Consider the following 22,811-nt stretch of genomic DNA (forward strand, 5'->3'; position numbering starts at 1 on the left):
TCAAGCCGCAAGGCAGTTATGGACAGCAGGTGTTAGTTGAAATATAGCCGGTGGCTTGTGCAGACCCAAGGGGATGGGAAAAAAATCTGATGGAACTGCGTAAACGTATTAACGACGCACTCAAAACAGCGATGAAGGAAAAGGCGCAAAAGCGGCTGACAACTCTTCGTCTGATCAACGCGGCGATCAAGGATCGCGAGATCGCAATGCGCGGCACCGGCGAGGAAGTCGATCTGGCGGAATCGGAAATCCAGGCGATTCTGGCCAAGATGGTCAAGCAGCGTCAGGAAAGCGCGAAAACCTACGAAGAAGGCGGCCGGTTGGATCTGGCAGAGGCAGAAAGAGACGAAATCGTCATCATTGAAGAGTTTCTGCCGCGCCAATTGTCTGATGACGAGATTTCCGGCGCGATCGAAGACGCGATTTCCAAGTCCGAAGCCTCGTCCATTCGCGACATGGGCAAGGTCATGGCCTTCCTGAAAGAGCGTTACACCGGCCAGATGGATTTCGGTGCAGCCGGACCGCAAGTGAAAGCCCGTCTTTCGGCCTGAATGCCGGATTTGGCGGAAATTGCCCGCTGACGGAAAAGATTGAAACGGCGCGTTCCCTGCCAGGAGCGCGCCGTTTTCTTTCATCTGCGCCTCATGCGAAATTGTAATTATGTAAGTGCGATTTTCGCTGAAACTTGGCCAAAACCTGCCGATCCCCCGCAGGTTCAGGTTCAATCACGGAAAAGAGATTCGCTTTCGAGGGCCGGTGCGCGGTGCCTTGATCCGAAAACCGGCCTGATCGCTGGTGATGTGAGTGGTGGTTGCGTAAATTTTGTCAAACAATCCAGATGTTTTCAGCTGAAATTGCCGTGTTTCCAATCTGGACCAAAGCGGTTGCATCGCCCGCGCCGTTTCCATCGGTATCTGCGTAAAGCACGCCACTGTCGGTGTAGATACGTGTGGCTGCAGTCACCGCAGAGGCGGCTCCGGCAAATAGGGCGGCCCCCAGTTGACCGGCGGCGACGCTTAGGCCGATGACGCTGGCGTTCAACTCGATCTTGTCGCCTTGGGCCGCCGAGAAATCCATGATCCGGTCCAGCCCGTCGCTGAGCGGCGCCACATTGAAGACGAATGTATCCGCGCCTTTCCCGCCCCAAAGCGTGTCCTGACCTGCGCCGGCTACCAGCCGGTCATCACCGCCAAAACCGGCCATGCGGTCATCACCCGCGCCAGAGATCAGCGTGCTGGACATGTTGTTGTCCCGCAAGGTGACGCCGCTTGTGCCAGTGATTGCCAGACGCTCGATATGGACGCCGCCGCGTAGAACGTAATCGACCGAGGTCTTCAGGGTGTCAAAGCCGCCGTTTTCAGCTTCGCGCACCTGATCGGCGGCGCTGTTCACGATGAAGGTGTCATTGCCGCCGCGCCCGACTAGAACATCGTCACCATCCTGCGAGATCAGGGTATTGGCGCGGTTGTTGCCCTTCAGGGTGATGCCGTCACCAGTGGCGATCAGGCGCTCGACATGAGCATAGTGGCGCAGGGTGTAATCCACATCGGCCTCTAGCGTATCAAACCCCTGATTGGCCTTTTCGAAGATCAGATCGTTGCTGCTGTCGATTCGATATCGGTCGTTGCCTCCGTTGCCAGCCATCCGGTCTTGGCCGTCGCCGCTCCAGAATGAATCAAAGGTGCCGGATGTCGGACCAGAGGTGGACAGCGCCGCGCTGCCTTTGACGGTCTGGATCGTGCCATTCGTGCCCGAGACCTGCCAGTAATGGGCCAGATCCGAGGTCTGCTGCGCCGTTGTCAGCGGATTGAACGCTGTCTCGAAGATCTGTGCGTCGCTTCGTGCCCCGTGCCAGATACGTATATCGCCAATGGTGGCGCTGTCCGACATCCAGAGATTTCCGGTGGCCGAGACATTGCGACTGCCCGCCGTGTAGCTTTGTTCAAAATAGACGCGGCCATCTAGAAACAGGCTAAGCTGGCCGCTGCCCTCGTTGTACCTGATGGTAAAGCGGTGCAGGTCGCCATCCAGCAGTGTTTGCCCATAGCCGATGAACTGCCATGTCTCGCCATCGGCCCCCGAAAAGCTAAGGCCCATCCAGCCAGTCGCATTCCGGTAGATCCCAAGGTTGCCAAAGTTGATCGTATAGGCGCTGTCGGGCAGGGCGCTTTGCTGCCACAGATATTCCAGCGTGAACGAGCCGTCACTGCCCGCCAAAGTCAGGCCGCTGCCACTGAGGCTGCTGTTTTGCGTCCGGTCCATGCTGAGCATGCCGATCGGCCCAGTGTTCAGCCCGTTGGTTTGCCCCCCGGCCACCAATAGGTCATTGCCATTGCCGCCAAACAGTCGGTCTGCGCCGTCGCCCCCCGTAAGCGTGTCGCGCCCTGCATAGCCGTAAAGCTTGTCATCGCCGTCCAGCCCGCTCAGTCGGTTGTTGGCATAGTTGCCACGGATGATGTCCTGTCCAAGTCCACCTTTCGCATGTTCGATCAGTGCGCCATAGGCGATGCCGACGTTGGCCTTATAACCCCCGATGCTTGAGAGGGTGCCCGTCGTTCCAAGGTTCAGAACCTGCTCGTTGAAAAAGCCGGATGCGTCCAGCGTATCTGCCCCGCCTGCATCCCAGATGGTCAACGACGGGGCAGTATTCTTGGCGAAATTGTAGAGGTCTCCTGCATTGCTGTTAAAGCCGTAGGTGGTGTTGCCGGTGCGAGTGGTGGTGTTAATGCCATATTCATTTTGGAAGGCCAGAATATCGGCGATCATATAGGTTTGTGGGGTGGGCGCATTCACCCCTGCATCATCCGCAGAAAAATAACTGCTGATCGAAAATAATTCAGTGTCCTGAACGATTTGCGCGCCGTTCTGATAGTCTCCAAAGACGCCGCTGGTGATGGCGTAATTGCCAGGATGGGTCAAGCCCAAGGCGTGACCTATCTCGTGCTGGATGGCGGCGATGCTGGTGCCGGTGTTGTCATTGATCCATAGATCGCCGCCAACCGCCAAGGGGGTTGGCAGGGTGCCGTATCCGGCCACGCCGTTCCCTGCCACGTAGTAGTTCGCCATCAAGATCGTGGCGTCATTGGTGTAGCCTGTGGGGTTGATGGCGTTGAACGCGATGTTCGCCACTTCGGACACAAAATTCAGCTGGCTCAGGGCTTCGACCTTTTGGGCGGCGCCAAATCGGCTGAAGTTCTGGACCGACCCGTCTGATGTGCTGCGAAAGCCCACGGTCACTGTGGTCGTTGTGCCCGCTGGAACCTTTTGGACATCGGCCCAACTGGTTTCATAGCTGTCCACACCGGCCAGCATCTGTGCATCGGCTGACACTTTGGTGCCTTGGGTGGCGGCAATCCCGTAGCTGCCCGTTTTGCCCCCAGCGTCTTTCGCGGCAAGGTAGTAGGTGCCGCTGACCGGCGCGGTGAAGGTCAGGCCCGCATTGGTGCCGGAAAAGCTGTTGTCATCCTGCGCCACAAGGATGGTGCCATTGGCACGGTAAACGCTCAGAAACGGGTCCGCCAAAGGGTCAGAACCGATGCCAACAAGGCCGAAACTGTAGGTAACGCCAGCGGTTAGTTCGACTTTGTACCAATCCTGATCGGAGCTGCCGGAAATGTTGCCGTGGGCAACAGTTCCCAAGCGAAGCACTGCGCTGGTGGCGCTGGTCGCAGGAAGATCATTGCCTTCGGTATATGAGACAGAAGCGAACTGAGTGATGGACATGGCATTTACCCTATGGCTGCCTGCCTAGAGGCGTAAATCGCGCATAGGTTGTCAATCTGGTAGAGGAGAACGCCCCTAAAATCGGCAGAAAAACAGCGCGCCTGCCCTTGGGATATGGGCGGAAATATGCGCTTTCAGGGTCGCTCAACTGGGTAATAAGTCTTGGGGGTTACGCCGGAAATAGAGCCGGCCAAAGCCGCAAGCGCGGGTGTCGAATCGACGGCGAGACCTGTTGAACAGGCTTGCGCGTCGCCGGGCTAATCATATCGGATTACGCCGTTCGGAGGATCAATCAGAGGGGGAGTTTGGAGCGGGTGAAGGGAATCGAACCCTCGTATTCAGCTTGGGAAGCTGCTGCTCTACCATTGAGCTACACCCGCATATGAGGCCGAAATACGTCTGCTTTCCGGCCCCGTCAAGACTTCACGCACGGCGACGGCGTTTGCGCCCGCCACCATCCCCGCCGCCGGTGTTAAAGCTGACGTCAGGCAGGGTAACGATGGTGGAAAGATGGGGGAACGGGTCGGTTTTGTGAGGGATCGCGTTGGCGTTGACGAAGTGCTCTTGGAACTTCGGTTCAATCGCGGTTTCTACCTTGGTGATCTTGCGCACGGTGGCCTCAATCTCGGCGCGGGCGGTGACATTGCATAGGGCGATGCGGGCGCCAGTACCTGCGGCGTTACCTGCGCTGGTGACCTTTTCCAGCGGCACATCGGGGATCATGCCAAGGATCATTGCGTGTTTGGGGCTGATATGCGCGCCGAAAGCCCCCGCAAGAACCACACGGTCCACTGTCTCCACACCGCGTTCATCCATCAACAGACGCGCGCCAGCGTAAAGGGCGGATTTCGCAAGCTGGATGGCTCGGACGTCGTTCTGGGTCACGGTGATCCGCGGCCCGCCGTCGGCGGTGCCATCGTGGATGATATAGGTGTTGGTGCGGCCCTCAGCCTCGATCCGCGGGGTGCCGACTTGTTCGGCGCTGCCGATCAGACCGCTGGGGTCCATGATGCCCGCGCTGCGCATTTCGGCCAGCGCCTCGATGATGCCGCTGCCTGCGATGCCGGTGATGCCAGAGGCGGCGGTCGCCTCGGCAAAGCCATCCTCATCGGACCACAGATCGCAACCGATCACGCGGAAGCGGGGCTCTTTGGTGTCGGGGTTGATCTCAAGCTTTTCGATGGCACCGGGGGCGGCGCGCTGGCCGCTGCTGATCTGCGCGCCTTCAAAGGCGGGGCCGGTAGGGGACGAGCACGCCAGAACACGGGTCTTATCGCCCAGAAGGATTTCGGCGTTGGTCCCGACGTCTACAATCAGAACCAGATCTTCGGACTTGCCGGGTTCCTCTGACAGTGCCACGGCTGCGGCATCAGCGCCCACGTGACCGGCGATGCAGGGCAGGACAAAGACCCGTGCGTTCGGGTTCATTGCTTCAAGACCCATCTCACGGGCGTTCAGCGACAGGCTTTCCGAGGTTGCCAGTGCAAAGGGCGCCTGACCCAGTTCCACAGGGTCTAGCCCCAGCAACAGGTGGTGCATAACGGGGTTACAGACAAAAGTTGCCTCAACGATCAGGGCAGGAGAGATGCCTGCCTCTTCGGCGATCCCTTGGGTCAGATCGTTCAACGCCTCACGTACGGCGCGGGTCATTTCCTGATCGCCGCCGGCGTTCATCATCGCGTAGCTCACACGGCTCATCAGGTCTTCGCCAAAGCGGATCTGCGGGTTCATCCGTCCGCTGGAGGCCTTAACCTCGCCGGTGACCAGATCACACAGATGCGCTGCGATGGTGGTCGAGCCCAAATCGATTGCCAGACCGTAAAGGCCGTCTTCGTGCAGGCCTGGCCAGATTTCTAATAGCTGAGTGTGCGTGTCGCGGTGGCCTTTGTGGGCGGCCACGGTGACCTTCCACTGCCCCTTGCGCAGGGTGGTTTGCAGCTTGGACAGGAAGGGCAGAGAGGCGGTAACGCCTTCAATCTGCCACTGGTCCTTCAGGGCCGCTTTCAGCCGCTCGAAATCGCCGGTGGGATCGTGCATGTCGGGCTCGGTGACCTCGACAAAGTACAGACGGGTGGCGGGGTCCATGATGATATCGCGCTGGGTCGCCGCTTTGCGGATCACCTGCTTGTGGACCTGAGATTCGGGCGGCACATCAATAACGATGTCGCCTTGGACGGTGGCCTGACAGCCCAAACGGCGGCCTGTTTTCAGTCCGCGCACACGGTCATAGCGTTCTTCAACGGCGTTGAATTCCGACAAGGCCCCTTCGGCCACATGGACGCCGTGTTTGGGAAAATCGCCATAGGACGGCTGAACCTGACATTTCGAGCAAATCCCGCGACCGCCGCAAACGGAATCCAGATCGACGCCAAGCTGGCGGGCGGCGGTCAGAACGGGCGTTCCCACAGGAAAGCGGCCACGCTTGCCCGAGGGCGTAAAGATCACCAGAGGGTCGGTCATTTATGTCACCTGAAAGTCTGTCTCGCGTGTGGCGATCATAGTGCCGCGGCGGGCAAGGGAAAGGCTGGAAACGGCGCAATTCTCGGCCGCTGCGACCCATGTGCAAACCAGATATGTTGCTGCCGGTGCAAATAAGGCTTTCCCATTGCTTTGATCGGTGCAATAGGGAAGCGCCAAACGAAGCTTCCACGGGAGACCCGCCATGAAGATTCGCGAGGCTTTGACCTTCGACGATGTCCTGCTTGTTCCGGCAGCAAGTAATGTAATGCCCTCGACCGCTGATACGCGGACGCGGGTAACCAAAGAAATCGCGTTGAATATTCCCCTTCTGTCCTCGGCCATGGATACCGTGACCGAAGCGCGTATGGCGATTTGCCTTGCGCAGGCAGGCGGGATGGGCGTGATCCACCGCAATTTGGGCGTGGAAGAGCAGGCCCGTGAGGTCCGCCGCGTCAAGCGCTTTGAAAGCGGGATCGTCTACAGCCCCGTGACTCTGCGCGCGGATCAGACCATGGCAGATGCCAAGGCCCTGATCGAGCGGTATAATTTCACCGGCTTCCCCGTCGTGGATGGCGATGGCCGCGTGGTCGGTATCGTTACCAACCGCGACATGCGCTTTGCGACCGATGACAACACCCCCGTCAGCGCCATGATGACCAGCGATAATCTGGCCATCCTGCGTGAACCCGCAGACCGCGACGAAGCGATCAGCCTGATGAAGGCCCGCCGGATTGAGAAGCTGCTGGTCACTGACGCAAACGGCAAGCTGACCGGTCTGCTGACCCTCAAGGACACCGAAAAGGCCGTTCTGAACCCCACCGCTTGTAAAGACAGCCTTGGCCGTCTGCGCGTGGCTGCGGCCTCGACCGTGGGTGACGCGGGTTATGAGCGGACTGCGGCGCTGGTGGATGCAGGCGTGGACATGGTGGTTATCGACACCGCTCATGGTCACTCGGAAGGGGTTGGTCTGGCAGTTGCGCGGATCAAGAAAGAATTCGGTGATCGCGTTCAGATCGTGGCAGGCAACGTGGCAACCGCTGCGGCAACCTCGGCCCTGATCGACGCGGGCGCCGATGCGGTCAAGGTCGGTATCGGGCCGGGCTCGATCTGCACCACCCGTATGGTCGCCGGTGTTGGCGTGCCCCAGTTGACCGCGATTTACGATTGCGCCAGCGCGGCAGGCGATACGCCGATCATCGCGGACGGCGGCATCAAATTTTCGGGCGACTTTGCCAAGGCGATTGCCGCTGGCGCAAGCTGCGCCATGGTCGGCAGCATGATCGCGGGCACCGACGAAAGCCCGGGCGAAGTGATCCTGTATCAGGGCCGCTCGTTCAAATCCTACCGCGGCATGGGCAGCCTTGGCGCAATGGCTCGTGGCTCGGCTGACCGCTATTTCCAGAAGGACGCAGCCAGCGACAAGCTGGTTCCCGAAGGGATCGAAGGTCAGGTGCCCTACAAAGGCCCCGCAGCGGCGGTTCTTCACCAGCTGGTTGGCGGTCTGCGCGCAGCCATGGGCTACACCGGCTGTGCCACCGTCGAAGAAATGCGCAAGAACTGCGAGTTTGTGCGCATCACGGGCGCTGGTCTGAAAGAAAGCCACGTTCACGACGTGACCATCACCCGCGAGTCGCCCAACTACCGTCTGGGCTAAGCGCCGGACTGGTGAACATCATTCGGGGCTGTCTGTCACAGACGGCCCCGTATCTATTTTCAGGAGAGCCCCATGACCCCAGCCGCACGCGTTCAGGCCGCCATCGAAGTTCTTGACCGGATCATCTTTGGCGACGCTGCCGAGAAAGCTTTGACCACATGGGCGCGCGGGGCGCGCTATGCGGGGTCAAAGGATCGGGCTGCGGTCCGCGATCATGTGTTCGATGTATTGCGGTGCTGGCGCAGCTGTGCAGCTTTGGGCGGCGGGGACGATGGCCGCGCTTTGATGCTAGGTCTGTTGCGGGCTCAGGGCGGTGATGTGTCGGCCATGTTCTCGGGTGAGGGGCACGCGCCAGAGCCGCTGGCGGACGCGGAACTGGCAGCGGGCGAGGCGCCTCAGGGGGCGGCGGCCTTGGATCTGCCGGAATGGCTTTGGCCTTTGTGGCACAGCAGCCTTGGTGATCATGCTGAGGCCACAGCCTTGGCCCAACGCGCCCGTGCAGACGTGTTTTTGCGGGTCAATCTTTTGGCGGCGACCATGGATGAGGCCGCTACTGTTTTGGCCGAGGATGGCATTGTGACCGAGCCGCATCCCCTGTCGCCGACCGCGATGCGTGTTGTGGAAAACGCCCGCCGCGTACATCAGAACCGTGCTTATCTGGATGGCTTGGTCGAGCTTCAAGACGCTGCCAGTCAGGCGCTTGTGGATCGCCTGCCGATGCCTGAAGGCGGCCGTGTTCTAGACTATTGTGCCGGTGGCGGCGGCAAGTCGCTGGCGATGGCCGCCCTGTGCTGCGCCCAATATTTCGCCCACGACATCGACGTGCGCCGCATGAAAGACCTGCCGGATCGTGCAGAGCGGGCAGGGGCTCGGGTTCAGTTGTTGTCGCCCGCCGATTTGAAGGCCGCAGGCCAGTTCGATCTGGTCCTGTGCGACGCGCCCTGTTCGGGCAGCGGCTCATGGCGTCGTGCGCCCGAAGGCAAGTGGTTGCTGTCAGAAGAGCGCTTGCACGATCTGTGCGATATTCAGGCCCAAATCTTGGATAAAGCAAAGGATCTGGTCATTGATGGCGGGGTGCTTGCCTACGCGACTTGCTCGGTTTTATCGGCTGAGAATCAGGATCAATCGTTGAAATTTGTCAGTGAGAATCCTGATTGGCAGCAACTTGATCAGGTTCAATTTCTGCCAGAAGATGGCGGAGATGGCTTCTATTGTGCTGTTTTTAAACGCATATAAGCCAACTTCCTGCTATGAAGGCACACGGAAGACGTTAAACTCCTTTTAACAGGTCGCGTGATACGCATGTCGCGCTGCTGCAAGAGGATTTTGACGTGTCTGATGTTTCCGGGATTTCGATTAGCAACCGAACACCAGTGATTGTTCTGACCGGCCTGCTCATGGCCAGTATGGTTGGCCTGACCGTGGCTTTGGTCTTGCCAGAAGATGTCGGGTATCGGGGAATACTGGCGCTTTACGTGCCTCTTTTGCTGATCGCCGCTTTTTCCGGCTTGATTGTCCTGTTTCTCATGCGGCGTGCGCAGCGGATGGCTGAGGCACGGTGTCGGCTGGATTGGGTCGATGCGTTGGCCTCGGCTGTTATGGTGACCGACAAAAAGGGTAACGTTCTGAAAGCAAATCAGGCCGCTGATGGCATTGCGACCGATGGCAAGTTGCTGACCGAAAACGGTGTCGAAATGGACTTGGCAGAGCTGCGCCGTACCCAGACAGCCCGTCTTGTCAGGATCGGAGATAGGACTGCGCGGGTTTCGCTTTTGCCGGGTGATCATTATTTGTGGGCGCTGACCCATAGCCATGAGGTCGAGCCCGTCACAGCCTCCGGCATGAACGCTTTGCCGCGCTTTACGGTTGGTCGTTCCGGCGCCATCCTCTGGATGAATGATGCTCTGCGCAGTCTTGTCGGCGGCAAGCGGAAGAACCTGCGTGAACTGTTCGTCACTTTACCGTTAGAGCATGGTCAGGGTTCGCTATTGAGGGGCAAGGAAGCCCTGAAGAACATGATCACGCTTCAGATTTCTGAGGTTGCGGGGCGTCGTGAGATCATTCTTGTACCTGCACCGGATGAGCCTGTTGTTTCCAAAGATGCCTTTGAAGATCTGCCCGTTGCCTTGCTGACATGCACGTCTTCGGGAACCATCCTGCGCAGCAATCGCGCCGCTCGTTTGCTCGTGAATGGCCTTGAAGGTGATGCGCATGCACATCCCGCTGAATTGTCGGTTCTATTTGAGGGCCTCGGACGTCCATTGGCGGATTGGTTGCGGCAAGCGGCCAGCGGAGATCTAGCAGGACAAAGTGAATTCATGCGCCTATCCGCCAGTCAAGACGAGCGGTATGTTCAGGTCACCGTAAGCCCGGTGGTTTCTGCGACGAACGGGACGGAGCTTTTGATTACTCTCGCGGACGCGACGGACATCAAAGCCCTCGAAGCGAAGTTTGCCCAAAGCCAGAAGATGCAGGCGATCGGTCAGCTTGCTGGTGGAATTGCACATGATTTCAATAACCTACTGACTGCGATCGCAGGGCATTGTGATCTGCTTCTGCTTCGTCATGATCCGATGGATCCCGAATATGCGGACCTCATTCAGATCAATCAGAACGCCAATCGTGCGGCTGCGCTTGTTGGACAGCTTCTTGCCTTCTCGCGAAAGCAAACACTCCACCCCGAAAGCCTGAAGTTACCCGATGTCCTTGGAGAGCTGACACATCTACTCAATCGTCTGGTCGGTGAACGTGTGACATTGTCATTGGAGCATACGCCCAATCTGGCCACAGTTCGGGCCGATAAGCGGCAAGTAGAGCAGGTGATAATGAATTTGGTCGTGAACGCGCGGGATGCCATGCCGGAAGGCGGTGAAATTCGTATCTCGACAGAGATGAAAGAGTACTCGGCCCCGGTACTTCGTGATCGCGCATTGATTCCTTCAGGTCGCTATGTGGTAATCTCGGTTGCTGATCAAGGATGTGGCGTGCCGAAAGACCTACGCACGAAAATTTTTGAACCTTTCTATACGTCTAAGAAGTCGGGAGAGGGGACCGGCCTTGGACTTTCGACTGCCTATGGAATCGTGAAGCAGAGCGGCGGATTTCTCTTTATTCGCGATGGGCAAGAGAGGGGCGCGGTTTTCGATGTTTTCCTGCCCGCTGAAGAACCGTCACAAGTTGAGTTACATGAAGAGAAGCGCGAACCCTTGCGATTGAAGCATGGGGATGGGCGCGTCCTTCTGGTTGAAGATGAGGCTCCGGTGAGAGCTTTCGCGGAAAGAGCGCTGAAGCTGCGTGGCTACGATATTGTTGCAGTTGGCTCGGCGGAAGATGCTCTCGCGATACTTGAAAGCGGGAATGACCAGTTCGACGTGGTTGTCACCGATGTGATCATGCCTGGCATGGATGGCCCAACTTGGGTGTCCCAAGCGCTAAAGTCTCGGCCAGATTTGCGGGTGATCTTTGTGTCTGGATATGCGGAGGAGACCTTTTCTGACGCACGTACAAAAATTCCACATTCTGCTTTCTTGCCTAAGCCATTTTCGCTAGGGGATCTCACAAAAGCTGTCGAGGCTCAGTTCGCTCACTAGAAGTTTCTAGAGCCAGCTTTCTCATAGAGCGCAAAATCTTCGGCCTTCTTTTTCCTGAGGCGATTTTCGACACCCTTGGAAAGAACTAGGTCCTGATTTGTAGACTTATTCAACCAAGGTAAGTCAATCGCTGACCCAAGGCGGTTTTGAAAGAACTGGATCACGCTGTTCATGTCTTCATAACGGAACAGGTGGTCTACTTGCTGCTGCTCAGTTTGGCCTGAGAGGAATTTCGATTGCGACCCAACAACTGCGAACGGTTCCGGCTTACCTTTCAGATATTCCTGAACAAAGTCATCAAAACTAATCCCTTTGGTGCTGTTTGGGTTCCCGGTAAGCTCGTCACGCTGCCTGTAGCGGTACCAACTACCAAGCCATGAAATCGGCTCACGAATTACGGCGACAGTCTCGGGAGTTTTGCCTAGGGCAGCGTCAAACATCTTCTCCAAAAAGCGGTTGTACCGATAAAGAGGAAGGTGTTTCAGTTCGGGCGGCGCAGAGAAAATGATATCTGCGTGGGGTTTTAATGCTGCTTCTAATGCGGTTGTTCCGGTCTTGGGAACCGAAAGTAAGGTCAGGTTTTTCTTCCAAAAAATGAGCATTCTTTTGCTCCTCTGTTCGTCGGTAACTTGTTGTTAAATCATTTTTGTCACCGTGGGGAAGACGGAAAGAGATTGCAATGTTCCTATTTTGGTCCATATTGGAACAACAGTGGAACATTCGGGCGATTGCCGCCCTGAGCAGGGTGTGAGATAAGGATAGCAACAATGGCAACGGCAGATCTTCTGAACATGGACAGCAAAAAGCAGGCAGACAAGCAAAAGGCGCTGGAAAGCGCACTGGCGCAGATTGAACGGCAGTTCGGCAAGGGCTCGATCATGAAGCTGGGGGCCGATAGCCCTTTGCAAGAGATTGAATCGACCTCGACCGGCTCGCTGGGGCTAGATATTGCACTGGGAATCGGCGGCTTGCCGAAGGGCCGGATTATCGAAATCTATGGCCCCGAAAGCTCGGGTAAGACGACTTTGACCCTTCACTGCATCGCTGAAGAGCAGAAAAAAGGCGGAGTTTGTGCCTTTGTTGACGCGGAACATGCTCTTGATCCGCAGTATGCGAAGAAGCTGGGTGTTAACCTAGAGGAACTGCTGATCTCTCAGCCTGACACGGGCGAGCAAGCACTTGAGATCACCGATACTCTGGTGCGTTCCGGCGCGGTAAGTATGGTCGTCGTGGACTCGGTTGCTGCGCTGACCCCAAAGAGCGAGTTGGAAGGGGACATGGGCGATTCGAACGTCGGTGTTCAGGCCCGCCTAATGAGCCAGGCGATGCGTAAGTTGACAGGGTCGATCAGCCGCTCGAATTGTATGGTCATTTTCATCAACCAGATCCGTATGAAGATCGGTGTGATGTTTGGTAGTCCTGAGACGACGACTGGCGGTAACGCGTTGAAATTCTACAGCTCTGTCCGCCTTGATATTCGCCGTATCGGTTCGATTAAAGATCGCGACGAAGTTGTGGGTAACGCGACGCGCGTGAAGGTGGTGAAGAACAAGGTTGCGCCGCCGTTCAAGCAGGTCGAATTCGATATCATGTATGGTGAAGGCATCTCCAAAATGGGTGAGATTCTGGATCTAGGCGTGAAAGCCGGTGTGGTGAATAAATCTGGTGCTTGGTTCTCTTATGGGGATGAGCGGATCGGTCAGGGTCGGGAGAATGCAAAGACCTTCTTGCGCGAAAATCCTGCTGTCGCCACAGAGATCGAGGATAAGATCCGTGCTGCCCATGGACTGGAGTTCGACATGTCGTCTGAGGACGGCGATGAGGTGCTGACCGACGATTAATCGTCACACAGTCATGAAACATTCGCTTTATGACTAGCATTTTCTGCGGGTGCGAGTTACCTCGCGCCCGAACAGGAAAAGGCTGAACACATGGATCTTCGCAATATCGCGATTATCGCGCACGTTGACCACGGCAAAACCACTCTGGTTGACGCGCTTCTTAAACAATCGGGCGCCTTCCGCGAGAACCAAGCTGTCGACGAACGTGCGATGGACAGCAATGATCTTGAGCGCGAACGCGGCATCACCATCCTCGCGAAGGCGACAAGCGTGGAATGGAAGGGGACACGGATCAATATCGTGGACACCCCCGGCCACGCTGACTTTGGCGGTGAGGTAGAGCGTATTCTGAGCATGGTTGACGGCGTTGTGCTGTTGGTCGATGCCGCAGAAGGCCCCATGCCCCAGACCAAATTCGTGACCTCGAAGGCGCTGGCACTGGGCCTGCGTCCCATCGTGGTTCTGAACAAAGTCGACAAACCGGACGCTGAGCCTGATCGCGCGCTGGACGAATGCTTTGACCTTTTCGCCAACCTTGGCGCGAACGAAGAGCAGTTGGACTTCCCGACGATGTATGCATCGGGTCGGGCTGGTTGGTGTGACCATGATCTTGACGGCCCCCGTGAAGACTTGCATGCGCTGTTCGATCTGATCGTTGATCACGTCCATGCGCCGAAGCAGCAAGAGCAGGCATCGGCTCCTTTCCGTATGCTGGCAACCACCCTGGGCAGCGACAACTTTCTTGGCCGCATTCTGACCGGTCGTGTGGAAGCGGGCACGCTGAAAACCGGCGACAGCTTGAAAGCATTGTCGCGTAAGGGCGAAGTGCTTGAGAACTTCCGCGTTGCGAAAATCCTGGCTTTCCGTGGCCTGAGTCAGCAGCCCATCGATGAGGCTGTGGCAGGGGACATCGTGACGATCTCCGGCATGACCAAAGCGACTGTGGCAGACAGCCTTGTGCACCCTTCGGTGAATGATCCGCTGCCCGCACAGCCGATCGATCCGCCGACCATCACTGTGACCTTCGGCATCAACGACAGCCCGCTGGCTGGCCGCGATGGTAAAAAGGTCCAAAGCCGCGTCATTCGTGACCGTCTGATGAAAGAAGCTGAATCGAACGTTGCTATTCAGGTGACTGACACCCCCGGTGGCGAAGCCTTTGAAGTTGCCGGTCGCGGCGAACTTCAGATGGGTGTTCTGATCGAGAACATGCGTCGTGAAGGCTTTGAGCTGTCGATTTCGCGTCCTCAAGTACTGTTCCGTGAAGAAGACGGTCAGCGCATGGAGCCGATCGAAGAAGTCACCATCGACGTGGACGAAGATTACTCGGGCGCTGTGATCGAAAAGATCACCGGTACCCGCAAGGGTGAACTGGTCGAGATGAAGCCTGCTGGCGTCGGCAAGACCCGCATCATCGCCCATGTGCCTTCGCGCGGTCTGATCGGCTATCATGGTGAATTCCTGACCGACACCCGCGGTACTGGCGTGATGAACCGCGTGTTCCACGAGTGGGCGCCGCACAAAGGTCCGATCCCGGGTCGTCGTGCAGGTGTTCTGATCTCGATGGAGAACGGTCAGTCGGTGGCATATGCGCTGTGGAACCTGGAAGAGCGTGGCAAGATGTTCATCGGCGCGCAGGAAGAGGTTTACACCGGCATGATCATCGGCGAGCACAGCCGTGACAACGATCTGGAAGTGAACCCGCTGAAGGGGAAGAAGCTGACCAACGTTCGTGCCTCGGGCACCGATGAAGCGGTTCGCCTGACCACCCCTGTGACCCATTCGCTGGAAGAGGCGATCGCTTACATCGACAACGATGAACTGGTCGAAGTGACGCCCAACAACATCCGCCTGCGCAAGCGGTACCTTGATCCGCATGAGCGCAAGCGCATGGCCAAGCAAGCCTAACCCCAAAGCCCCGAGGTCAACCTCGGGGCTTTTTTGTATCTGCAATAGTGTTGCATGCGATCTGTGGTGCCCTCTTTGCTGAATTCTAGCGGTGTATTCAAAAAGAGGCAGAGGGCGGGGTGATGCCCCTACATTCGTGCTACGCCTTGCGGGCTAGCCCGTCATTTCTTTCGAACAAATCGACGGTTTTTGAAGTTTCCGGTTCCAACACATGATCGTTGTGATACACAAGGTGATACACGTATTGGTTGAGTCTTGGAAATTTGTTGCTGCTATGATTGTAAAAAGGAGCGGGAACTTTCATTTGCGTCGCCGTGTTCCGCGCCGCTTTCAAAAGATCGATACCCGCGAAGCGGTCTACATGAGTCTTCACACGTCCTCGGAAGAATTCGCAAAGGTCAAAGCGCCGATGGTGTGGGCCCTGCTGCTGGAAGGCTGGGAGGCGAAAGAGGCCGGTGATGAAACATTCTATCAGCGCCGCTTTCAAGAGGCGCAACGTCTGGCGGCCGCCAGTACCTTACGGTACGCGCAAATCCCGTCGCTGACAGAAATTGCTGCGCAACCAGTGACTTCCACTCCCGCGCCGAAATCTGTCGCTGCGTCCAGTGCTCGGCCAGTGGACGCAGTGCCAAAGCGCAAGGTAGTCCCCAAGCAGCCCGAGCGTCACCTGAACGGTGCAGGGTCTGAAACCGAGAGGGACTCGTTCTCTAGCCTGTCGCGGCTTGCCAGCGTTGCAACAAAACTGCGCAGTGTGAAAGAGATCGACACTGACGACGAAAACGGGGCGGCAGAGGAATAGCCTTTGCCGTCAGAAGTATTCAGGATGGCGTTGGCGGATGGTCTCGACGCTAGCCAGCGTGCCTGACAGGTGGCCACGAATTTCGCTGGTGGCTTTGTGCAGGTCGCCATCTGCAATCGCTGCGATAATCCTGTTGTGATACGCCAGAATATCCGAGACCTTCCCCGGATCGGGTAGGTTCAATTTCCGCAGCCTGTCGATATGGCCCGAACGTTCGGTGACCAGATCCCACAAAGGGCTGACGTTTGCCGCCTCGAACAATTCGCGATGAAAGCGTTTGTCAGCAGCGCTGAACAGGGACAGGTCATTGGCCTGTTGTGCTGCTACCTGTTCGGTCAGGGCGATCTTGGCGCCGGTCAGCAGGGCAGGGTCCTTGGCTAGGATCAATTGCCGTGCCACCTCAATCTCAAGCGATAAGCGTAGGAACTGGGTTTCCTTGGCGTGGTCCAGATCGATGCGGGATACTTCGGTCTTGGACTGGGGGAAAATGACCAACAGGCCTTCTTCTTCAAGGCGCATCATTGCATCGCGCACAGGCGTCTGGCTGACACCATAGTATTCGGCAATCTCGATGCGCGACAGTCCTTCGCCGGGGGCCAGCTCAAGGTTAATGATGCGTGTACGCAGGGCATCGTGAATCTGCTGACTGGCTGAAGTTTTGCGAAGCCGGGCCCCTTTCGGAGCGTTCTGTGCGTGAGAGGTCGTCGTCATTTATTTGTTTTTCAGCGGGTTATACAGGTATGCCAAGGAATATATGAAATCCTTATAACCATCTCTTGTCAGAGATACACTAATATATTAGTACATCAGTCCATACGGGATCGGAGGGTCCTGTGGTTTGTAACGGGAGGACACCAATGAAGATTTCCACTGCTGCGTTTCTGGCTGTTTCTGTATCGGGCGCTGCCTCGGCCCTGTCGGCCGAGACCCTGAATATCCAGACATCGTTCAACGCGGGCGATTTTTCGACCCAATATATTACCGAGAACTGGCTGCCGAAGATCGAAGAGATGACCGAAGGCCGCATCTCGATCGTTCTGACACCGAATGGCTCGGTCGTTCCGGCAAAAGAAACCCCCGAGGCTGTTGCTGCAGGTCTTCTGGATGGCGATTTCACCTCGGTGAACTACTTTGCCGGTCTTGAGCCTGCCTATGCGATCATGGGCGACCTGATCTCGGGCTATGACACCCCCGAACAGATGCTGGGGTTCTGTAAAGACGGCGGCGGCGAGGCGATGATGCAGAAGGCGGCCGACGCTGTCACCGGCGGCGAAGTCAAAGTCGTGGCCTGCGGTCCGTACTCGCGCGAGGCGCTGGCAGCCCGTACCCCGATCCGTACTTTCGAAGATCTGGCAGGTAAGAAAATCCGTTCGCCCGAAGGTCTGGCAGCGGCTGTCTTCTCGGCAGCAGGTGCAAGCCCCGTGTCGATCCCGTTCTCGGAAGTGTTCGGCGCGCTTGAAAAAGGCATCGTCGATGCGGCGGATGCCTCGGCTTATGTGAACAACGACGCGACCGGTCTGCAGGATGTTGCTCCGTTCCCGCTGTACCCCGGCATCCACTCGATGCCTTCGATGCAGTTTACGGTCAGCACCGCGAAATGGGAAAGCCTCTCGGCGGAAGATCAGACTGCCCTGCGTGACTGGTGGTATGATGCCATGTACGCGATGGCCGCCGAAGTGGCCAAGCAGGACGCCGAACTGGCTGCCCGTGACGACGCCGGCGACAAGGTCGAGGTGATCAACTGGGCGCAGGAAGACCGTGATCAGTTGCGCGTTGTCGCCCGTCAGGAGTGGGAAAACTACGCCACCAAATCCGAGCTGGCGAAAGAGGCGCTGGACGCACACATCGCCTACATGACCCAGATCGGTCTGTTTAAATAAGCTCTCCTCCCGATGATGGCCGCCTTGCCTGAAAAGGGCAGGGCGGCCATTGTCCAGTTTTCTCCGATATTCGAGGCAATGCGATGAAACGCCTTTTTGCCCTCTACGCCGATGCGATGGACAACATCAGCGTGTTTGTCGGTCAGGCCTGCTCGGTGCTGTTTTTTGCCTGTATCGCGATTTCCGCCCTTGAGGTGGTGCTGCGCTACGGGTTCGACGCGCCGACGCTGTGGTCGACCGAACTGGCCATGACCCTGTGCGCAAGCGCGTGGGTTCTGTCCGTGGGCTATGTCACCCAACGCCACCGTCATATCTCTATCACCATGCTGGAGTTGCTGGTTGGTCCCAAGGTCTGGCACATTTTCCGCCTGTTGCAGATGGTGATTGCCACCGGTGCGGTGATCGTGCTGTCGATGGCTCTGTACCACCCCGCAACCAAGGTTCTGGCCCGCACGGAGTATTCCGGTACGGCGCTGAACTCGATGGCGCCGACCTATCTGAAGGTGCTGCTGCTGGTGGGCACGGTCTTCTATATCCTGCAACTTCTGGCCAACATCATCCGTTGGGTTCAAGGCACCGAGGGGGACGTTTCCGGTGGGCATTGAGATTATTACCCTTCTGATCGTCATCTCGCTGCTGGCACTGATGGCAATCGGCTTGCCCCTTGGCATCACCACGCTGACGGTCTCTCTGGCAACAGCGGTTCTGTATTTCGGGGAACGTGCCGGTTTCTTTGTGGTCGCCGCCAATGTGGGCGAGGTACTGCACAAGTATGAACTGATCGCAGTTCCCTTCTTTGTCTTTATGGCCAACGTGCTGGAACGCTCTGGCATCGCCAAATCGATGTTTGACTCGATGGCAATCATGGGCGGGCGCTTCCGTGGCTCGGTCGGGGTGCAGACCACGTTCGTAGCTGTATTGCTGGCCGCGATGTCGGGCATCATGGGCGGCGAGATTGTGATGCTTGGCCTGATCGCCCTGCCACAGATGATGCGCCTTGGCTATGATCGCAAGCTGGCGATCGGGATCATCTGTGCCGCCGGTGCGCTGGCCACCTTGATCCCGCCGTCGGTGGTGCTGATCATCTATGGTCTGGCCGCGCAGGTCTCGATCACCAAGCTTTTTGCGGCCTCGGCTGTGCCCGGTCTGATCCTTGCCACGCTCTATGTGATCTACATTCTGGTGCGCGTCCGTCTGCGCCCTGAAATGGCCCCTGTCTATGACGTGCCGGAAACCGGTCTGCCGTTCTTCCAGCGCCTCAAATACCTCAAAGGCATCATCCTGCCCGGTATCCTGATCGGCGCTGTTCTGGGGGTGATCTACTCCGGCGTTGCTACCGTGACCGAGGCTGCCGCGATTGGTGCCGTGGGTGCTGTGATCGTTGCCGGTGTCCGCAAGGAACTGACGTGGGTGATGTGCCGCGATGCCATGCGCCAGACGGTGCTGACCGTAGGCTCGATCATCTGGCTGGTGATTGGTGCGGTCTCGCTGATCGGGATCTACAACCGGATTGGTGGCGGAGATTTCCTGCGCGGGGTTCTGACCTCGCTGGATATCGGGCCGATCTGGGTGATCGTCGTGATGATGCTGATCGTGATGGTTCTAGGCACCTTCCTGGAATGGATCGCGATCATCTTTATCACAGTGCCGATCTTTGCTCCCGTTGTGGTTGATCTGGGCTTTGATCCGGTGTGGTTTGGTGTTCTTTTCGCGATGAATATCCAGATGTACTACCTGTCGCCGCCCTTTGGCCCTGCGTGTTTCTTCCTGAAATCCGTCGCCCCGAAAGAGGTGACCTTGCAGGAAATCTTTGTGGCTGTGCTGCCCTTTATCGCCCTGCAAGCGGTGGGCCTGTTCCTTGTGCTGGCCTTCCCGCAGTTGGCGCTGTGGCTGCCTGCGATGCTGGATTGAGGTGAGAGGAGTTTACCATGTCTGATCAAGACCTGACCAAACAGGACGAGGATATCTCCGCGCCCGAATTCACCGCCGAGGAGGCTTTCGACGAACGCAAATTCGGCAACTGGCCCGAAGTGGTCGGCCTGATCTTCACCGCTTTCGTCTGCTGGCTGATCTTCAATTTCAGGGGATAAAAAGATGACCAAGAAAACACCCCAAGACCTGCGGTCCGCCCGTTGGTTCGCCCCCGATGATCTGCGTTCTTTCGGCCATCGTAGCCGCATGATGCAGCTTGGCTACGCCGAGGAAGATTTCCGCGACAAGCCCGTCATCGGCATCCTGAACACATGGTCCGAGCTGAACACCTGCCACGCCCACTTCCGTGAGCGTGTGCAGGATGTGAAGCGCGGCGTGGCGCAGGCTGGGGGCTTTGGTGTGGAATTGCCGTCCCTGTCCGTGGACGAAAGCTTCACCAAGCCGACCTCGATGCTCTACCGCAACATGCTGGCGATGGAGACCGAAGAGATGATCCGGTCGCATCCGCTGGATGGTGTGGTGCTGATGGGCGGCTGTGACAAGACCACCCCCGGTCTGGTCATGGGCGCGATCTCGGCCGGTGTGCCGATGATCTACCTTCCTGCAGGGCCGATGCTGCGCGGGAACTATGCGGGCAAGATCCTTGGGTCCGGCTCGGACGCGTGGAAATACTGGGACGAACGCCGCGCTGGCAACATCAGCGATGAAGAGTGGCTGGGTGTGCAGGGCGGTATCGCCCGCTCGGCTGGGACTTGTATGACCATGGGTACGGCAAGCACCATGACCGCGATTGCCGATGCTATGGGGATCACGTTGCCCGGTGCCTCGTCCATTCCTGCGGTGGATGCCAACCACCTGCGTATGTCGGCCTCTTGCGGTCGACGTATCGTTGAAATGGTGTGGGAGGACCTGACCCCAGACCAGATCATCACAGAAGGCGCCTGCCGCAATGCTGCCATCGTGGCGATGGCCACGGGGTGTTCGACCAACGCAGTCGTCCACCTGATCGCTATGGCCCGCCGCGCAGGCGTGGACCTGACCCTGGATGATCTGGATGCCTTGGGTCGCACTACGCCGCTGCTGGCAAACGTGCGCCCGTCGGGCAAGGACTATCTGATGGAGGACTTCTACTACGCGGGCGGCCTGCGCGCGTTGATGAAGCAGATCGAGGATCGTCTGGACACCAGCGCCTTGACCGTCACCGGCAAAACCATGGGCGAAAACCTTGCGGGTGCCGAAGTCTACAATGACGATGTGATCCGCCCGCTCGACAACCCCGTTTACCACGAAGGCTCGCTGGCGGTGCTGCGCGGCAACCTCTGCCCTGATGGAGCCGTGATCAAGCCTGCCGCTTGTGATCCCAAATACTACCAGCACGAAGGCCCCGCACTGGTCTTTGACAGCTACCCCGAGATGAAAGCTGCCGTCGATGACGAGGATCTGGAGATCACGCCCGATACCGTCATGGTCCTGCGTAATGCAGGCCCGCAGGGCGGTCCCGGCTTTCCCGAATGGGGCATGCTGCCGATCCCCAAGGCGCTGATCAAGCAGGGCTATCGCGATATGCTGCGCATCTCTGACGCGCGGATGTCGGGCACATCCTACGGGGCGTGCGTTCTGCATGTGGCCCCTGAGTCCTACGTGGGCGGTCCGCTGGCCTTCTTGAAGACCGGCGATATCGTGCGCCTGGATCTGGAAGGTCGCCGTCTGGACATGCTGGTCTCTGACGAGGAACTGGCCGCCCGCCGCGCCGCATGGAAAGCGCCCGAACGCCGGTTTGAGCGGGGCTACGGCTACATGTTCTCCAAACACGTGACGCAGGCCGACAAGGGCTGTGATTTCGACTTCCTGCAATCGGACTTCGGCGCGACCGCCGGAGAGCCGGATATTTTCTAAGATCTCCAAGAGGCAACTGATGACCGATTACGTCCTCTCCGACGAGACCCGCGCTAAATACAAGCGCATCTCGACCGCATCTATCGCAACCCAGCTTTATAAGCGCGGCCTGCGCAACCAGTTCATCCAGGGCGCCCGCGCGATCCAGCCCAAGGCGGAAAACATGGTGGGGCAGGCCTTCACCCTGCGCTACATTCCCGCCCGCGAAGACCGTAACCAGCTGGAAGTGTTCCGTAACGCAGACCACCCCCAGCGCGTCGCTGTGGAAACCTGCCCTCCGGGTCAGGTGCTGGTGATGGATGCCCGCGGTGATGCCTCGGCGGCCACCGCAGGCTCGATCCTGATCACCCGTCTGGCTGTGCGCGGCGCGGCGGGCGTGGTCTCGGACGGCGGCTTCCGCGATTGCGAAGGCATCGGCAAGCTGGATATGCCCGCTTATTGCGCAGGCCCCTCGGCCCCCACCAACCTGACCAAGCACGAGGCGCTGGACATAAACGTTCCCATCGCCTGCGGCGAGGTTGCGGTTTTCCCGGGTGATGTGCTTGTGGGCGACAGTGATGGTGTTATGGTCATACCAGCACACCTGTCTGAAGAAATCGCCGAGGTGTGCAGCGGCATGGAGGACTTCGAGGCCTTCGTTCTGGAAGAAGTCACGCAGGGCGCGCCGATCATCGGCCTTTACCCCTGCACCAAGGACGAAAACCAGAAAAAGTATGACGCCTGGCGCGAACGCAAAGGCCTCTGAGCTGCTGAAACAGATTGACCAAAAGGGCGCGGCAAGTTCCGCGCCTTTCGTTTGAAGACAAAAGGACATCCCATGAGCTTCACCCCCCACGGCAAGCACCTGATCGCAGGTGACTGGATCGCCTCGGACGTCACCTTCCAATCCGAACCCGCCCACGGCCCTGCCCACAGCTTTTCCGTCGGCACCCCCGATCTGGTGAACGCCGCCTGCGAGGCCGCCGAACAGGCCTTCTGGACCTACGGCTACACCACCCGCCAGCAGCGCGCCGACTTCCTCAATGCCATCGCTGACCAGATCGAGGCCCGCGCCGAGGCCATCACCCAGATCGGCACGCAGGAAACCGGCCTTCCCGAAGCCCGCCTGCAGGGCGAGCGTGGCCGCAC

18 protein-coding genes and 1 tRNA gene are annotated in these 22,811 nt (G+C 58.1%); 14 read left to right on the forward strand and 5 right to left on the reverse strand.

The window, feature by feature from the left end; genetic code table 11:
* The first annotated feature begins 89 nt into the window (after positions 1 to 89).
* A complete protein-coding gene (locus tag CLV74_RS08625) occupies positions 90 to 551 on the forward strand; it encodes a GatB/YqeY domain-containing protein (RefSeq protein WP_106263815.1) in 462 nt (153 codons plus the stop codon).
* A gap of 274 nt (positions 552 to 825) precedes the next feature.
* Here the strand turns inward: CLV74_RS08625 and CLV74_RS08630 are convergent, their stop codons facing one another.
* The 3 genes from CLV74_RS08630 to CLV74_RS08640 form a co-directional block, all read right to left on the reverse strand.
* On the reverse strand, positions 826 to 3,723 hold the full coding sequence (locus tag CLV74_RS08630) for a M10 family metallopeptidase C-terminal domain-containing protein (RefSeq protein ID WP_106263816.1): 2,898 nt from the start codon (positions 3,721 to 3,723) through the stop codon (positions 826 to 828).
* A 306-nt stretch (positions 3,724 to 4,029) separates the two neighbouring features.
* Positions 4,030 to 4,103 (reverse strand) — tRNA-Gly (locus tag CLV74_RS08635).
* Positions 4,104 to 4,146: 43 nt separating this feature from the next.
* Positions 4,147 to 6,183: an ASKHA domain-containing protein gene (locus CLV74_RS08640; protein WP_106263817.1), complete on the reverse strand. Its 2,037-nt coding sequence runs from the start codon at positions 6,181 to 6,183 to the stop codon at positions 4,147 to 4,149.
* 202 nt (positions 6,184 to 6,385) lie between these two features.
* On the opposite strand from CLV74_RS08640, the gene guaB reads away from it, so the two are divergent.
* The 3 genes from guaB to CLV74_RS08660 all read left to right on the forward strand — a co-directional run bounded on the left by guaB (position 6,386) and on the right by CLV74_RS08660 (position 11,427).
* A complete protein-coding gene (gene guaB / locus CLV74_RS08650) occupies positions 6,386 to 7,837 on the forward strand; it encodes an IMP dehydrogenase (protein ID WP_106263819.1) in 1,452 nt (483 codons plus the stop codon).
* Between the two features lie 72 nt (positions 7,838 to 7,909).
* Entirely contained in the window at positions 7,910 to 9,073 is a 1,164-nt protein-coding gene (locus CLV74_RS08655) for an RsmB/NOP family class I SAM-dependent RNA methyltransferase (RefSeq protein ID WP_106263820.1), read from the forward strand.
* A gap of 95 nt (positions 9,074 to 9,168) precedes the next feature.
* A complete protein-coding gene (locus CLV74_RS08660; protein WP_106263821.1) occupies positions 9,169 to 11,427 on the forward strand; it encodes an ATP-binding protein in 2,259 nt (752 codons plus the stop codon).
* On the opposite strand, the gene CLV74_RS08665 is transcribed toward CLV74_RS08660, so the two are convergent.
* A complete protein-coding gene (locus CLV74_RS08665) occupies positions 11,424 to 12,029 on the reverse strand; it encodes a gamma-glutamyl kinase (RefSeq protein ID WP_106263822.1) in 606 nt (201 codons plus the stop codon). The two genes, CLV74_RS08660 and CLV74_RS08665, sit on opposite strands and share 4 nt — an antisense overlap.
* Positions 12,030 to 12,194: 165 nt before the next feature.
* On the opposite strand from CLV74_RS08665, the gene recA reads away from it, so the two are divergent.
* The 3 genes from recA to CLV74_RS08680 all read left to right on the forward strand — a co-directional run bounded on the left by recA (position 12,195) and on the right by CLV74_RS08680 (position 15,975).
* Positions 12,195 to 13,268, forward strand: coding sequence for a recombinase RecA (gene recA / locus CLV74_RS08670; protein ID WP_106263823.1), 1,074 nt, complete (start codon positions 12,195 to 12,197; stop codon positions 13,266 to 13,268).
* 90 nt (positions 13,269 to 13,358) lie between these two features.
* Positions 13,359 to 15,176: a translational GTPase TypA gene (typA, locus tag CLV74_RS08675; RefSeq protein WP_106263824.1), complete on the forward strand. Its 1,818-nt coding sequence runs from the start codon at positions 13,359 to 13,361 to the stop codon at positions 15,174 to 15,176.
* Between the two features lie 274 nt (positions 15,177 to 15,450).
* Positions 15,451 to 15,975, forward strand: coding sequence for a DUF6538 domain-containing protein (locus CLV74_RS08680; protein ID WP_342753478.1), 525 nt, complete (start codon positions 15,451 to 15,453; stop codon positions 15,973 to 15,975).
* 9 nt (positions 15,976 to 15,984) lie between these two features.
* On the opposite strand, the gene CLV74_RS08685 is transcribed toward CLV74_RS08680, so the two are convergent.
* The gene (locus CLV74_RS08685; protein WP_106263826.1) at positions 15,985 to 16,686 is read right to left on the reverse strand and encodes a GntR family transcriptional regulator; all 702 of its coding nucleotides are present in this window, start codon (positions 16,684 to 16,686) and stop codon (positions 15,985 to 15,987) included.
* 146 nt (positions 16,687 to 16,832) lie between these two features.
* Here CLV74_RS08685 and dctP point away from each other — a divergent pair, with 146 nt between their 5' ends.
* The 7 genes from dctP to CLV74_RS08715 form a co-directional block, all read left to right on the forward strand.
* Positions 16,833 to 17,855 carry a TRAP transporter substrate-binding protein DctP gene (gene dctP, locus CLV74_RS08690; RefSeq protein ID WP_106263827.1) on the forward strand — a complete coding sequence of 341 codons (1,023 nt, stop codon included), beginning with the start codon at positions 16,833 to 16,835 and terminating at the stop codon, positions 17,853 to 17,855.
* Positions 17,856 to 17,938: 83 nt separating this feature from the next.
* Complete coding sequence (locus CLV74_RS08695; protein ID WP_106263828.1) at positions 17,939 to 18,460, forward strand: TRAP transporter small permease subunit; 522 nt, start codon at positions 17,939 to 17,941, stop codon at positions 18,458 to 18,460.
* Positions 18,450 to 19,766: a TRAP transporter large permease gene (locus CLV74_RS08700; RefSeq protein ID WP_106263829.1), complete on the forward strand. Its 1,317-nt coding sequence runs from the start codon at positions 18,450 to 18,452 to the stop codon at positions 19,764 to 19,766. Before CLV74_RS08695 ends, CLV74_RS08700 begins: the two co-directional genes overlap by 11 nt.
* A 17-nt stretch (positions 19,767 to 19,783) precedes the next feature.
* Positions 19,784 to 19,945, forward strand: coding sequence for a hypothetical protein (locus CLV74_RS22785; RefSeq protein WP_170108008.1), 162 nt, complete (start codon positions 19,784 to 19,786; stop codon positions 19,943 to 19,945).
* Positions 19,946 to 19,949: 4 nt separating this feature from the next.
* Entirely contained in the window at positions 19,950 to 21,683 is a 1,734-nt protein-coding gene (araD, locus tag CLV74_RS08705) for an L-arabinonate dehydratase (protein WP_106263830.1), read from the forward strand.
* 19 nt (positions 21,684 to 21,702) lie between these two features.
* The gene (locus tag CLV74_RS08710; RefSeq protein ID WP_106263831.1) at positions 21,703 to 22,428 is read left to right on the forward strand and encodes a ribonuclease activity regulator RraA; all 726 of its coding nucleotides are present in this window, start codon (positions 21,703 to 21,705) and stop codon (positions 22,426 to 22,428) included.
* Positions 22,429 to 22,500: 72 nt separating this feature from the next.
* The coding region (locus CLV74_RS08715) for an aldehyde dehydrogenase family protein (RefSeq protein ID WP_146134920.1) at positions 22,501 to 22,811 on the forward strand (311 nt) is incomplete at its 3' end.

Source organism: Donghicola tyrosinivorans (assembly GCF_003003355.1).
In the GTDB taxonomy this organism is placed as follows: domain Bacteria; phylum Pseudomonadota; class Alphaproteobacteria; order Rhodobacterales; family Rhodobacteraceae; genus Donghicola; species Donghicola tyrosinivorans.

Bases quoted from the DNA above. Each gene is read 5' to 3' on its own strand.
- CLV74_RS08655 (WP_106263820.1), top strand. From the start codon at position 7,910: ATGACCCCAGCCGCACGCGTTCAGGCCGCCATCGAAGTTCTTGACCGG.
- araD (WP_106263830.1), top strand. From the start codon at position 19,950: ATGACCAAGAAAACACCCCAAGACCTGCGGTCCGCCCGTTGGTTCGCC.
- typA (WP_106263824.1), top strand. From the start codon at position 13,359: ATGGATCTTCGCAATATCGCGATTATCGCGCACGTTGACCACGGCAAA.
- CLV74_RS22785 (WP_170108008.1), top strand. From the start codon at position 19,784: ATGTCTGATCAAGACCTGACCAAACAGGACGAGGATATCTCCGCGCCC.
- CLV74_RS08665 (WP_106263822.1), bottom strand. From the start codon at position 12,029: ATGCTCATTTTTTGGAAGAAAAACCTGACCTTACTTTCGGTTCCCAAG.
- CLV74_RS08630 (WP_106263816.1), bottom strand. From the start codon at position 3,723: ATGTCCATCACTCAGTTCGCTTCTGTCTCATATACCGAAGGCAATGAT.
- CLV74_RS08625 (WP_106263815.1), top strand. From the start codon at position 90: ATGGAACTGCGTAAACGTATTAACGACGCACTCAAAACAGCGATGAAG.
- recA (WP_106263823.1), top strand. From the start codon at position 12,195: ATGGCAACGGCAGATCTTCTGAACATGGACAGCAAAAAGCAGGCAGAC.
- CLV74_RS08640 (WP_106263817.1), bottom strand. From the start codon at position 6,183: ATGACCGACCCTCTGGTGATCTTTACGCCCTCGGGCAAGCGTGGCCGC.
- CLV74_RS08680 (WP_342753478.1), top strand. From the start codon at position 15,451: ATGATTGTAAAAAGGAGCGGGAACTTTCATTTGCGTCGCCGTGTTCCG.
- dctP (WP_106263827.1), top strand. From the start codon at position 16,833: ATGAAGATTTCCACTGCTGCGTTTCTGGCTGTTTCTGTATCGGGCGCT.
- guaB (WP_106263819.1), top strand. From the start codon at position 6,386: ATGAAGATTCGCGAGGCTTTGACCTTCGACGATGTCCTGCTTGTTCCG.
- CLV74_RS08685 (WP_106263826.1), bottom strand. From the start codon at position 16,686: ATGACGACGACCTCTCACGCACAGAACGCTCCGAAAGGGGCCCGGCTT.
- CLV74_RS08695 (WP_106263828.1), top strand. From the start codon at position 17,939: ATGAAACGCCTTTTTGCCCTCTACGCCGATGCGATGGACAACATCAGC.
- CLV74_RS08710 (WP_106263831.1), top strand. From the start codon at position 21,703: ATGACCGATTACGTCCTCTCCGACGAGACCCGCGCTAAATACAAGCGC.